The organism is Alkalibacterium subtropicum, from assembly GCF_900112455.1.
Taxonomy (GTDB): Bacteria; Bacillota; Bacilli; order Lactobacillales; family Carnobacteriaceae_A; genus Alkalibacterium; species Alkalibacterium subtropicum.
In genome coordinates this window covers 1-13,156 of the sequence record NZ_FOLT01000005.1, presented here as the reverse complement: position 1 = coordinate 13,156, position 13,156 = coordinate 1, and the positions used below count along the sequence as shown (strand labels likewise).

Annotated in this window: 14 protein-coding genes; 10 read left to right on the top strand and 4 right to left on the bottom strand. The window is 46.4% G+C overall.

Translation table 11 applies throughout. The annotated features are described in order from the left end of the window. Positions 1–231 precede the first annotated feature (231 nt). The 6 genes from BM049_RS06565 to BM049_RS06540 are packed head-to-tail and all read left to right on the top strand — an operon-like array spanning position 232 to position 7,032. Positions 232–1,062 (top strand): phosphate acyltransferase, encoded by an 831-nt coding sequence (locus tag BM049_RS06565; RefSeq protein ID WP_091529691.1) that lies wholly within the window; start codon positions 232–234, stop codon positions 1,060–1,062. Positions 1,063–1,084: 22 nt separating this feature from the next. Next, a complete protein-coding gene (gene buk, locus BM049_RS06560; protein ID WP_091529689.1) occupies positions 1,085–2,194 on the top strand; it encodes a butyrate kinase in 1,110 nt (369 codons plus the stop codon). Next, positions 2,185–3,600: a dihydrolipoyl dehydrogenase gene (gene lpdA, locus BM049_RS06555; RefSeq protein ID WP_091529686.1), complete on the top strand. Its 1,416-nt coding sequence runs from the start codon at positions 2,185–2,187 to the stop codon at positions 3,598–3,600. The genes buk and lpdA overlap by 10 nt, the downstream gene beginning before the upstream one ends. A gap of 21 nt (positions 3,601–3,621) precedes the next feature. Next, positions 3,622–4,611: a thiamine pyrophosphate-dependent dehydrogenase E1 component subunit alpha gene (locus BM049_RS06550; RefSeq protein WP_091529903.1), complete on the top strand. Its 990-nt coding sequence runs from the start codon at positions 3,622–3,624 to the stop codon at positions 4,609–4,611. Positions 4,612–4,635: 24 nt separating this feature from the next. Further along, entirely contained in the window at positions 4,636–5,622 is a 987-nt protein-coding gene (locus tag BM049_RS06545) for an alpha-ketoacid dehydrogenase subunit beta (RefSeq protein ID WP_091529682.1), read from the top strand. A 12-nt stretch (positions 5,623–5,634) separates the two neighbouring features. Then, complete coding sequence (locus BM049_RS06540; RefSeq protein WP_091529679.1) at positions 5,635–7,032, top strand: dihydrolipoamide acetyltransferase family protein; 1,398 nt, start codon at positions 5,635–5,637, stop codon at positions 7,030–7,032. A 39-nt stretch (positions 7,033–7,071) separates the two neighbouring features. Here BM049_RS06540 and BM049_RS06535 read toward each other — a convergent pair whose 3' ends face one another. After that, positions 7,072–7,959, bottom strand: a complete 888-nt coding sequence (locus BM049_RS06535) for a LysR family transcriptional regulator (protein ID WP_091529677.1) — start codon at positions 7,957–7,959, stop codon at positions 7,072–7,074. Between the two features lie 144 nt (positions 7,960–8,103). On the opposite strand from BM049_RS06535, the gene BM049_RS06530 reads away from it, so the two are divergent. Next, positions 8,104–9,210, top strand: a complete 1,107-nt coding sequence (locus BM049_RS06530) for a Leu/Phe/Val dehydrogenase (RefSeq protein WP_281242198.1) — start codon at positions 8,104–8,106, stop codon at positions 9,208–9,210. Between the two features lie 385 nt (positions 9,211–9,595). Here BM049_RS06530 and BM049_RS06525 read toward each other — a convergent pair whose 3' ends face one another. Further along, positions 9,596–9,805 carry a helix-turn-helix domain-containing protein gene (locus tag BM049_RS06525; protein WP_091529673.1) on the bottom strand — a complete coding sequence of 70 codons (210 nt, stop codon included), beginning with the start codon at positions 9,803–9,805 and terminating at the stop codon, positions 9,596–9,598. A 15-nt stretch (positions 9,806–9,820) separates the two neighbouring features. Further along, the gene (locus BM049_RS06520; RefSeq protein WP_091529670.1) at positions 9,821–10,357 is read right to left on the bottom strand and encodes a DUF2975 domain-containing protein; all 537 of its coding nucleotides are present in this window, start codon (positions 10,355–10,357) and stop codon (positions 9,821–9,823) included. A gap of 166 nt (positions 10,358–10,523) precedes the next feature. Between BM049_RS06520 and pgeF the strand changes: the two genes are divergently transcribed. Beyond that, the gene (gene pgeF / locus BM049_RS06515) at positions 10,524–11,246 is read left to right on the top strand and encodes a peptidoglycan editing factor PgeF (RefSeq protein ID WP_091529669.1); all 723 of its coding nucleotides are present in this window, start codon (positions 10,524–10,526) and stop codon (positions 11,244–11,246) included. Between the two features lie 48 nt (positions 11,247–11,294). Here pgeF and BM049_RS06510 read toward each other — a convergent pair whose 3' ends face one another. Continuing rightward, positions 11,295–11,855 carry a TetR family transcriptional regulator gene (locus BM049_RS06510; protein WP_091529666.1) on the bottom strand — a complete coding sequence of 187 codons (561 nt, stop codon included), beginning with the start codon at positions 11,853–11,855 and terminating at the stop codon, positions 11,295–11,297. 181 nt (positions 11,856–12,036) lie between these two features. On the opposite strand from BM049_RS06510, the gene BM049_RS06505 reads away from it, so the two are divergent. Next, a complete protein-coding gene (locus tag BM049_RS06505; RefSeq protein WP_091529663.1) occupies positions 12,037–12,600 on the top strand; it encodes an NADPH-dependent FMN reductase in 564 nt (187 codons plus the stop codon). Positions 12,601–12,790: 190 nt separating this feature from the next. Next, positions 12,791–13,156, top strand: a 366-nt coding sequence (tnpA, locus tag BM049_RS06500) for an IS200/IS605 family transposase (RefSeq protein WP_091529661.1), incomplete at its 3' end; no start/stop codon positions are given.

Here is a 13,156-nt window from a genome sequence, read left to right as displayed (position 1 = left end):
CATAAATCATAACTAAAAGCTATAAATTAATTTATTAATGATAACAAAAGAAAGTTAGTCGATATTAAAGATAATCCCTTTCTTATACTTTAAATTAAGAGGTCAGCTCGGGACTGGAGCTTTTTTACTTATAAATAAAATTTATACCTCTATTTATATAAAGTATTTGCTAAATCTGTAATATCAGGTAAACTTAAATAAAGCGCTTACAAATAATAGGGAGTGGAAACTATGCCAACAGTAGCGGTAGCCGGAGGGGCTAGAGAAGAAATTCTGGAACTGGCGAGACTCAGCCAGATCGAATTCAAAGACAGTGTGAAATTTAAACTTTTCGACACAGAACCCGACATCGATCATGAAGGCACCTGGGAATACATACAGTGTGACAGCGAGGAAGAAATGGTCCGACAGACTGTTGAAGCTGTCGTCAGTAAGGAAGCCGATATTCTGCTGAAAGGCGGCATCCAGACGCACACCTTATTGAAAGAAGTGTTAAAAAAAGAACATGATCTGAAAACGCAGGAACTGCTGTCACATGTAGCCTTAGTCAAACTGCCCGCCCTGGACAGACAGATCCTTTTAACGGATGCGGGAATGAATATCACTCCGACAGAAGACCAGCTGGAACTGATCATCGAAAATGTTCTGAACGTAGGGAAAGCCATTGGTCTGACACATCCGAAAGTCTCCCTGATCAGTGCGGCAGAAAACTATAACCCCAAAATGCCGTCTTCTGTACTAGCCAGGGAAATAACAGGGCGCTTCAAAGATAATGAAGAGGCTACTGTATACGGACCGCTGTCTCTTGATTTGTCCTTATCAAAAACAGCGGTGGCACACAAAAAATTTGAAGGGCCGATTCAAGGCGACGCAGATATCCTGGTCGTTCCAAACATCGATGTCGGGAACGTCCTCTACAAATCCTTCCTTCTCTTTGGAGAAGCGATCATGGGCGGAACGATTGTCGGGACAAAAGTGCCGATCGTTCTGACGTCACGCAGCGATGAGGTCCAGAGTAAATTGTACGCATTGAAATTTGCTTTGATGCAGATAACAGAATAGGAAAGGCAATAGGAGGTCATTTATGAAAAAACTGATATTAGTCATCAATCCGGGGTCAACATCCATGAAGGTAGCTTTGTACAATGAAAAAGATGTGGTAGCGACAGACACCATCCGTCACACCAATGAAGAACTGGCTCAGTTTGAGAGGATCATTGATCAGAAAGAATTTAGAAATAAACTTATTTTAGGTTTTATGGAATCTGAGGGAGTCCAACCTGAGGATCTAGTGGCCGTTGTAGGGCGGGGGGGACTGTTGAAACCGATCCCGGGCGGGACGTACCTTGTTGAAGAAGAAATGCTCCAGGATCTGCGGGAGGAAAAATACAACACGCATGCATCAAACTTGGGGGCGATCCTGGCCAATGAGATCGCCGAGCTGGCGGGTATCAGTGCCTATATCGTTGATCCGGTCGTCGTCGATGAACTGGACGAGGTTGCGCGGGTGTCGGGCCTTAAGGGGATCGAACGCCGCAGCGTGGTCCACGCCCTGAATCAGAAGGCTGTGGCAAGGAAAATACTTCGTCAAAAGGATAAAATGTATGAAAGCAGCAATGTGATCGTCGCTCATTTAGGCGGTGGAGCCAGTATCGGTGCCCATCAAAACGGCAAGATGATCGATGTTGTCAACGGACTGGACGGTGAAGGCCCCTTCACACCGGAACGCACAGGCAGTCTGCCTCTTTATGATTTTGCGAAAATGATTCTGGATGAGGAGCTCGATCTGGATCAGATCAAAAAGCGGCTTGCCGGTCAGGGCGGGATGAAGTCATACCTGAACGAGATCGATATAAGAAACGTGCTTGAAATGATAAACAGTGGTAACCAGGAAGCAGAGCTCATCCTCCAAGCGATGACCTATCAGGTGGCCAAGGCGATCGGCGAAATGGCCACAGTGCTCAAAGGAAATGTCGACTTTATCATCCTGACTGGCGGAGCCACTTATGGTGAATTAATTGTGAAGCATATCAAAGAGCGCGTGTCATGGATCGCTCCGGTCGAAGTCATGCCGGGCGAGATGGAAATGGATGCCCTGCATGAAGGGGTCATGCGTGTGCTGAATAAGGAAGAAGAACCGAAACGATACAGCGAGATAAACGAGAGAGGAAACGAGGGGATTAGATGGCGATAGAAACTGAACTCCTGATATTAGGCGGAGGGACAGGCGGATATGTCGCGGCGATCCAGGCTGCGAAAGCGGGCATGGATGTCGTGCTCATTGAACAGGGCAAGCTGGGGGGCACCTGCCTGCATTGGGGATGCATTCCCACAAAAGCACTGCTTAGAAGTGCGGAAGTCATGGAAACCCTGAAGGCGGCTGGTAAATATGGTGTAGACGTCAGTGACGCGGCTCAAGTCAACTTCACCAAGGTCAATGAGCGGAAACAGGCCATTGTAGACCAGCTGCACCAGGGCGTACAGGGACTGATGAAGAAAAACAAAATCAAAGTCGTCCATGGCAAAGGGGCAGTATTAGGTCCGTCGATCTTCTCGCCGGTGTCCGGTGCTGTGGCGGTGACCTTTGATGATGAAGACAAGGAAGAAGAAATTTATGTTTCAAAGAAACTGATCATTGCGACCGGATCCAGTCCGGCGACCCTGCCGCATTTACCGCTGGATGAAGAAACGATTTTGTCTTCCAATGGCATGCTGCAGCTGGAAGAACTGCCGGAATCCATCGCCATTATCGGCGGCGGTGTGATCGGTGTCGAATGGGCATCATTGCTGCACGGGCTGGGCGTGGATGTGACGATTTTTGAAGCCCTCGACCGGCTCGTCGTCAATGAAAGCAAGACCATTTCAAAAGCCCTCAAGAAACAGTTTGAAAAGCGTGGCATCAAGGTTGAACTCAGCCAGCTCGTTGAAGGTGTTGATAAAACGAATGGGAAAGTCAAGATATCTGTAAAAGGAAAAGACTCACCGTTGGACTTTGATAAAGTCATGGTCGCGATCGGCAGAAAACCGAACGTGGAGGGGATCGGACTCCAAAACACTTCGGTCAAATACGATGCTAAAGGCATACAAGTGAATGATCATTTTCAGACCACAGAAAGTCATATTTATGCCATCGGCGACTGCATCGATACGCTGCAGCTGGCTCATGTGGCCATGAAAGAAGGCGAACTGGCCGTCGAACATATGATCAAGGAAACGAGCGAACCGATCAATTATCTGAATGTCCCGCGCTGTACGTATACGAACCCTGAAATCGCAAGTGTGGGCTATACGAAAGAAACGCTGCCGGAAGGCAAAAAAGTCAAAATGGGGACCTTCCACTTCAACGGGATCGGTAAAGCGCTGATCCACGGAGGCTCTGACGGTTTTGTGGAAGTGATGAGAGACGAGGAAACGGATGACCTGATCGGCGTGTCCATCATCGGCCCGCATGCAACGGATCTGATTTCAGAAGTCAGTACGGCAATCTATATGAATGCCACTCCTCTGGAGATCGGTGAAGCGATCCATCCGCATCCGACACTGTCTGAAGCGATCATGGAAGCCTCTTTAGATGTCTATAAACGAGCAGTTCATAAATAAGAAAGTGAGTGTGAACAGATGATGAAAAAACTGAAAGAATCAGGATTAAGTAAAGAAGAAATCATCCAGGCTTATCGTCACGTACTAATGGGACGGCGTCTGGACGAACGTCTCTGGCAGCTGACGCGTATCGGCAAGACCTCCTTCAATATCTCTGGACAGGGACATGAAGTGGGACAAGTGGCGATGGCGATGGCTTTCGAGCATGAGAAAGACTATTTCCTGCCTTATTACCGTGACATGACCCCCTGCCTGGTCTGGGGCATGACGCCCAAGGATATCATGCTGGGGTCGCTCGGGAAAGAAGACGATCCTTCTTCACACGGACGCCAGATGCCAAACCATTACGGTTCAAAAGAACACAATATCATTTCACATTCCTCCACAGTCAGCACGCAGTACACCGTAGCAACGGGTGTGGCCTATGGAGCTCAGCTTGCTAAAAAAGACTATGTGACGCTGACCACAACAGGCGAAGGCTCAGCCAATCAGGGCGAAGTGCAGGAAGCGATGAACTTTGCCGGTGTCAAAAAACTGCCGCTGATTTTCGTGATCGAGAACAACGGCTATGCGATCTCTGTTGGAAGAGACGAACAGTACGCCAGTGAGAAGCTGTCAGACCGCGGACCGGCATTTGGCATGACCGGGATACAGGTCAACGGGAACGACTTTGTCGAATCCTATCTCGCCTTTAAAAAAGTCGTGGAAGATGCGCGCAAGGGGTTTGGACCGGCACTGATCGAAATGATGGTCACGCGTCTGACTTCGCATTCCGCAGATGATGACCATTCAGTCTACCGTTCAAAAGAGGATATTGAAAACCTGAAGAAAAACGACGGTCTGCTCCTGTTTGAAAAACAGCTGATCGATGAAGGCTATCTGACTCGTGAACAGATGAAAGAAATCGATGCGGAACTGAAAAAAGAGATCAATCAGGCCACAGATGAAGCAGAAGCTATGCCTGATCCAAAAGCTGAGGACATACTCAAAGCAGTCTATGCAGATAAATAAACGAAGAAAGGATGCGTAAGGCCTATGGCAATGATGACATACTTAGAAGCGATTCATCAAGGAATCGAAGAAGAAATGGCACGTGATGAAAATGTCGTGATTTTCGGCGAAGATGTCGGAGGTGTAAAGGGCGGGGTCTTTGGGGTGACCAAAGGATTAGCCGAAAAATTCGGAGATGACCGCTGTTTCAATACACCGCTGACGGAAGGACTGATCGGTGGACTGGCGGTCGGACTGGGCACAGTGGGATACCGGGCGATCGGTGAATTTCAGTTCGCTGACTACCTGCTTCCGGCCGTGAACCAGTTGATTTCTGAAGCCAGCCGGATGCGTTACCGTACGCAGGGCGACTGGACAGCACCGATCACATTCCGTGCACCCTATGGCGGCGGCGTGCGGGGGGGATTATACCACTCGCAGTCGACGGAAAAAGTTCTGTTTGGTCAACCGGGGCTCCGGATCGTGACCCCGTCTTCACCGCGTGATGCAAAAGGCTTGATCAAAGCTGCGATCCGCTGTGATGATCCCGTCGTGTTTTATGAACACAAGCGCTTATACCGTCTGCTTAAAGAGGATGTACCGGAAGATGACTATATCGTACCGATCGACAAGGCCAATGTCGTCAGAGAAGGGGATGACATCACCGTGATCGGCTACGGCATGGTCCTGAATCACGCCCTTAAGGCCGCTGAAACCTTGAGTAAAGAAGGCTACGAGGCGGAAGTCGTGGATGTCCGGTCCATCTATCCTTTAGACAAAGAGACCTTAGTCAAGGCAGCGAAGAAAACAGGGAAAGTGCTGCTGGTCACTGAAGATAATCTGGAAGGCAGTGTCATGAGCGAAATCTCCGCGATCATTGCGGAAGAAGCCCTGTTCGACTTGGATTCTCCGATCAGACGTCTGGCCGGTCCGGATTCACCAAGCATGCCGTATGCACTTCCGCTGGAACGTGAGTTTTTAGTCAGTGAAGAAAAAGTGCTGAAGGCTATGCGTGAACTTGCAGAGTTTTAAGGAGGAAAGGGAATGAGTACAAAGATAATCGAAATGCCTCATTTGGGTGAAAGCGTCACGGAAGCATCGATCGCGGTGTGGCTGGTTTCTGAAGGGGACAAAATTGAGAAATACGATCCCATCGCAGAAGCCGTTTCAGACAAGGTGACGACGGAGATACCCTCGAATTATTCGGGTATCGTCAAGGAATTTCTGATCGAACTGGATACAGATGTCGAAATCGGGACACCGATCGTTAAAATAGAAACAGAAGACGCCGGTGCTGATGAGGTCGAGTCCGAACAGCCCGTGGGTGCGGAAGCTCCGTCTGATCCCGAAAAAAAGGAAGAAATGACCGAACATATCAACGAAGAAATCGATAAAGAAGCCGATAAACGGCCGATGGAAAGAGAAACGACAGAAACAAAACAAGAGAGTGCTGCTTCACGATCAGTTCCTTCGACTGATAAGAATACACGCTACTCGCCGGCAGTCGTGCGAATCGCTCAAGAACGCGGTATCGACTTGAACCAGGTCGAAGGATCCGGCAAACACGGGCGCATCACGCGAAAAGATGTCCAGAACTTTGATGTGGATAGTCAAGGCAAGCAGAATACCGCAAGACAGACCGTGTCAAATGGCGACTTGCCAAAAGCTTCATTAGCCGTTCAAAAAGGACTGAAGAAAAAAGCAGAGCAGGCAAGTGCTGAACCGGTCTCTTATACATCAAGTGGAGACGAAGTGGTGCAGGCTGACGGTATCCGTAAAGCAATCGCCAAGAAAATGGTGCAGAGTGCCACAGAAATCCCCCATGCGTGGCTGATGGTGGAGGCAGATGTCTCGAATATCGTCAAGCTGAGAAACAAAACGAAGGAACAGTTCAAGAAACAGGAAGGTGTAACCTTGTCTTACTTCCCGTTCTTTGTCAAAGCCGTGGTTCAGGCACTCAAAAAGCATCCGATCATGAACGCGTCCTGGGACAACGGGAATATCGTTTACCATAAAGACATCAATATATCTGTAGCTGTGGCAACAGATGAACATCTATTTGTCCCTGTGATCCACAATACCGACAACTATTCGATCAGCGGCTTGTCCAAGGAAATCAGCCGGCTGGCAACACTCGCCAGGGACGGCAAACTGAGCAGCCAGGATATTCAGGGCGGCACGATGACCGTGAACAATACGGGCAGCTTTGGATCTGTCCAGTCCATGGGCATCATCAATCATCCGCAGGCAGCCATCCTCCAGGTGGAAAGTATCACCAAGCGCTTCGTGCCGACAGAGGACGGCGGATTCAAAGCAGCCGACATCATCAACCTGTGTTTATCGATCGATCACCGTATCATCGACGGACTACAGGCCGGACGCTTCCTGAAAGACGTAAAAGAGAATCTGCAGCGATTTACGGATGAATCGGATTTATACTAAAAGACTGTTTCGCTTTAAAAGCGAAACAGTCGGTCAGCCCTAATTCTTTTTGATCTCAGCGATCAAATCATTGATGGCTTTGGTCGGGGCCTTGCTTTTCTTCAGGGCGACGCCGATGGCATAATAATCGTTCTTATCCTGAAGCGGTATCCATTTCAAGCCGTCCAGAGCGCCGATCGCCTTGTATTCGATCGGAAGCAGACAGATAGAGTCGAGAGATTTCAAGCTGTAGAGCAGAACCTGCAGATCATCATGCTGCATGACGATATGCGGTTCAAAGCCTAAATGACGGCTCCGGTCCAGAAGCATCTGACCGAGCATGAAGTTTTCGTTCAGGGTCGAGAAACGCTGCTCTTTCAGGTCTTCAAACGTCACTTCTTCTTTAAAAGAGAGCGGGTTGCTTTCCGGCACAACGACGTGCACGTTATAGCCTTTGGTCGATGTATTGAGGGCTTCGATCGAAATGGCGTTCGACTGGGTATTCGGAAAAGATACCAGACCGATATCCAGCTCGTCGCTGGCCAGCATCTCCTGGATTTTACGTGACCCGTTCTGAGTGATGATCAAGTCGACATTCTGATGGGTCGCGATAAAACTGGAGATCTGCTGCATATACTGGACAGCAAATAAGATCGTCAGGCCCAACCGGATCACTTCTTTCGAATCGGATTTCATATGCTGGATGCGGTTGACGAGCGTATCAAAATCATTGACGATCTTTTCGCCCCGATTATATAGGAGCTTGCCTGACTGAGTTAGATTATAACTCTTGTCATGCTGATCAAAAAGGCGGGTATTGAGTTCGGCTTCCATTTTTTTTAAGGTAAAAGATAAGGTGGGCTGAGTAACGAAGAGATTACGGGCCGCCTGTGACAGGTTTCTTGTGTTGGCGATTTCTATAAAATATTTCAGCTGCTTAATATCCACTGTGATCATCCTTCAAATTAATATAGTCATTCTTTAATTATACAACAGATAAAGTGTAAGCGGTTAAATCAGCAGGAATATTAAGTGACTTCTCATTTTACAACTGGATATAACAAATATAAATTAGAGAGAAAGGAAGTTATAATGATGGAGATTTTCAAAAGTATGGGAGCATACGATTATGAACAACTTGTCTTTATGCATGATGAAGAGACAGGGCTGAAAGCCATCACCTGTATTCATGATACGACTCTGGGGCCAAGTCTTGGCGGGACCCGATACTGGACCTATGAAAAAGAAGAAGATGCCATTGAAGATGCGATGAGACTGGCGCGTGGCATGACCTATAAAGCGGCAGCCAGCGGATTACCGCTTGGCGGAGGTAAGACAGTCATTATGAAAGACCCTGAAAACCAGGTGAGTCAGGAAGCATTGTTCAGAGCCTTCGGACGCTTCGTTGAAGGGCTGAACGGCCGTTACATAACAGCGGCAGACGTTGGTACAACGACAGTGGAAATGGACTATATTTATCAGGAAACGAACTATGTTGCCGGAACTGGACTCAAACCGGGGACATCCGGCAACCCGTCACCTTCTACAGCACATGGGGTGTATGTCGGGATGAAGGCGGCTGCTAAAAAAGCATTCGGGACAGATTCTCTGGAAGGAAAGACCATCATTATCGAGGGTGTCGGGAAAGTCGGCTATCTGCTGGCAGAAGCGGCACTCGAAGAAGGGGCGAAAGTCTGTGCGACGGATATTTTCAACGGACCAAAAGAACGCGCCAGAGAGCTTGGCTGCGATATCGTCGATCCAGATGAAATGTTCGATATGCAGGCAGATATCTATGCCCCGTGTGCGTTAGGGGCCTCGATCAATGATGACAGTCTTGAGAAAATCAAAAAAGCAGGCATCAAAGTGATCGCCGGTGCAGCCAACAACCAGCTGGCTGAACCGCGTCATGGGGATAAACTCGAAGAGATGGGACTGGTCTATGCACCTGACTATATCCTGAATGCAGGCGGACTGATCCAGGTTGCTGATGAATTCAACGGTGGTTACAATGCAGCACGTGCACGCATGTCCGTCGACCGCATCTATGACCAGATCGAAAAAGTGTTCGAGATCGCTGAACGTGACGGCATCCCGACCTATAAAGCTGCCAATTCTCTGGCGGAAGAACGCATCAAAGCCATCAGAAACACACGAAGCATCTTTACACAAAACGGCAAGTCGATCATCAAGCGTTAAAAAGTTTGAAAAGCTCCGTTCCTTGATTTCTGGAGCGGGGCTTTAACCATTAGAGATTTATTCTGCGAGTTGTTTAAGAGGATATGAGTTTAATTCACAGGGCCTGCATCTGTCTGAACTTGATATAGTAACCACTTTGTCGAGTTTGACTCTAAAATGATAGACTGAATGGCAGTTAGCAGAGTAATAATCGAGCACAGAGAACTGAGCGATGTGCGCACTTAAGCAGAATGTCGCTTGAGTCTAGTTTAATGGTACCCGAGAATACTGCAATCGATATAATAGAAGCAAAGAACCCTCCGTCTCAACAGCCGAAGGGTTTACTTTCAGAATAATGAAGAATAAACTTCAGGGCAAGTATATTCGATCCAATCAATATCTAAATCTACTCTTCTTTCTCGTACTCCAGTATATCCCCCGGCTGACAATCCAGTGCTTCGCAGATGGCTGCCAAAGTCGAGAAACGAACGGCGACAGCTTTTCCGGTTTTTAACTTTGATAAATTGACGTTGGAAACGCCGACTTCTTCAGCTAAGTCTTTGAGCAGCATTTTTCTGTCCGCCATCACGCGGTCCAGTCTCACTACGATAGGCATACAACTCGTCCTCCTTTAAACCGTATCATCGGCTAACTCCTGCAGGCTGATGCCATATTTCAGGATCTCACTCACGATATAGAGGATCAGACCGACCATGAATGCAGAAGACAAGTCGATAATGAAGAAAAAGCCTTCATCAGCGCTTAAGTTAACGATCAAAGAGTATAAGAGAGGGAGAAGTATATCGGCGACAATTAAAATAATGCTGATCCATTTTACCGATTCAGCGAATCCATAAGTAAAAGGGGTTTCACCACGGACCAGTCTGTCAAACAAGAAACTACCTTTAAATAAGATGTAACTGCTTAAGGCTAAGAAGACTGGTGCAATAAGAAAAGCGCCGAATCTGAAATCCGCTTCAGTTACACGGGAGTCGGAAAAGTGGAGTAGGGGAGAGTCGGAAAAAGCGATATCAACGGTGGCGGAATCCGTTTCCAGGAAAAAGTAAAAGACCACGATCAATAGTAAAGCGGCGATCGAAAGGACCCCAAATCCTTTGAACAGAAGAGATAATAAACGACTGACTTGACGAAATCTATTGACATTCATATGATTCACTCCTTAGTTTTATTTAAAGCAAGCATACACCGAAAATATATAATAGTCAACAATAAATTATCGATAAAAGTAAATTTATTTATCCTAAATGTAAATTTTATCAATGGTCAATGATATGCTATAATGGAGCAAAATTATTATAAAGGATGAGCATAAAATGCATTCTAAATTATTGGACAAACATGGTCTGAAGAATAAAATAGCCGGTTCAGAATTCAACTTCAGATATCAGAAAGCTGGAAATAAAATTGTCGAAGACGTTGACCGACTCTTAACGGAGATGAATATCGGGCCAAAAGAAATTTACACAGGTCAGCAGATGCATACCGATCATGTCGAGGTAGTGGATGGGAGAAATGGTGAAGCCTTCGTATACGGAAAAACCTTTAAAGAAACCGATGGGCTGATCACTGCTGAGCCGAATGTTGCACTACTCATCAAGTATGCGGACTGCACACCGATCGTTCTATTCGATCCCAAAAAACGTGTCCAGGCTGCAGTTCATTCGGGCTGGCGTGGCACAGTGAAACAAATTTCAGTCAAAGCTATCGAGAAGATGGAAGAGGCTTTTGGCTGTAATAGACAAGACTTGCTTGTTTACGTCGGACCGTCCATCGACCAGGACAATTACGAAGTGGGGACGGAAGTGTATGAGGCATTCAGCGAGGTTAGAAATCGTGACGATTTTTTCAAATCGCACGGTGAAAAGTATAAAATGAGTATGACCGATGCAAACGTATCTATCCTTCTTGAAGCAGGAATCAAAGCAGAGAATATGGAAGTGGAGCGGACATCGACCTATACAAGCGAAGCGCTGCATTCATCCAGAGGAGAAGGACCGGAGTATCAGCTGAACGGCTTGCTGACGATGATCAAGTGAAGATGTATGAAAAAACACTGGGACCATGAGTCTCAGTGTTTTGTCGTATTAGAGCGCTTCGATTCCGCACATCACAAAAGGCAGCAGTGAAGCGATGTATTCTTCAGGTTCTTCGGCTGTATCGGATTCCACCCAGTCCTGGCTCATGCTTCTGACTGTGGCAGTCAGCCATTTGGCAAGCTTGACTATAAGGTCGGCGTTAATTGCGGCGTCCATATCAATCAGTTTTCTGGAAAAGATATTGACCAGTTCAAGCTTTATGATCGCATCGATCGTCTCTTTTTCTTCCTGCCCAGAAATGTTGCTGACTGAGGTTTTAAAACGAGTGAGAGAAAGAAAGACGGTTTGGATGGTTTCTTCAATAGATAGACTGTCTTTCTGTTTGTCACATCCTAGATTCAGGTGAAGCTTTTCTTCTACGACTTTTTCCAGTAAATCATACTTATCTAAAAAGTGGCGGTAAAACGTTGCGCGGTTGATCGTGGCTTCCTCAGTAATATCCTTGACAGAAATATCTGAAAAAGATTTTGACTGGGAAAGTTTAATGAAAGCATCTGTGATCAATTTCCGAGTACGCAACACGCGTGGATCGGTTTTCGTCTCCATCATGGTTGATCCTCCTCCTTACAAAAGGAATAGTTTAATAATCAATACTTAATAAGTGTTACTTAAGCAACACTTATACTATACTGTTGGTTTATCTTTTAGTCAAGCTGACCTATAATAAGTACTGTAGTCGGCTTACTTAAAGTTAGTTGACGAACGCATAGAAAACAGGAGGAATTATATTATGGTCAAATTAGGAGTTATAACAGGAAGTTCACGTGATGCACGTGTAAACAAGCAAGTCGCAGAGTATGTTTTGGAAAAAGCGAAGAATGTTGAAGGGGCAGAATTCGAACTTGTCGATATCAAAGAATTTGACTTACCGCTATTCAACGAAGCAATGCCGCCTGCTATGGCAAACAAGAATTACGATAAAGAAGAAAACAATCGCTGGTCCGAAAAAATCGATGCATTGGATGGGTTCATTTTTGTCACACCAGAATACAACAACGCAATCACACCATCATTAAAAAATGCGATCGACTATTTAGGCCCTGAGTGGGGAAATAAAGCCGCCGGTATCGTAGCCTACGGTTCAACTTTAGGTGTAGCTGCTCAGCTGAGTCTGCGTCACATCTTGTCCAATGCTAACGTAGCGACTGTGGGACCGGCTGGGGCTTTCAGCTTGTTTACTGACTTCGAAGAGATGACGACATTCCGTCCATCAGAAGTGCATAACGCGACGATTCAATCGGTTCTGGAAACAACCGCTGCATGGAGCAAAGGACTAAAATCTACACGCGTTTGATTAATAGTCAAATAATTAAGTGGATCGAGCAGGATAATCCTGCTCGGTCCTTTTTTTGTACGTTTTGAAAACCCCTGGCTATGCCGGGGGTTCCGGAGAGCTTTTAGCGTGGGGTCAAAAAAGCCTCCCTTCGTGATAAGATAAAGTTGGTTTCCCGACCACTTACACTTATCAGAAGAGGAGGCGTCCCATGAAGGACAAGAACAGTTTAGCACATACACAATGGAGATGTAAGTATCATATTGTGTTCGCGCCAAAATATAGAAGACAAATAATATACGGAAAGTACAAGCAAAGCATTGGGAAAATAGTGAGAGAATTATGCGAACGAAAGGATGTGGAGATTCATGAAGCCAATGCCTGTAAAGATCATATTCATATGTTAGTAAGTATCCCTCCAAAGCTTAGCGTGTCGCAATTTATGGGCTATTTAAAAGGAAAGAGCAGCTTAATGATTTTTGATCGGCATGCCAACCTGAAATATAGATATGGCAATAGAAAGTTTTGGTGTCGCGGCTATTTCGTTGATACAGTCGGAAGAAATAAAAAACAAATA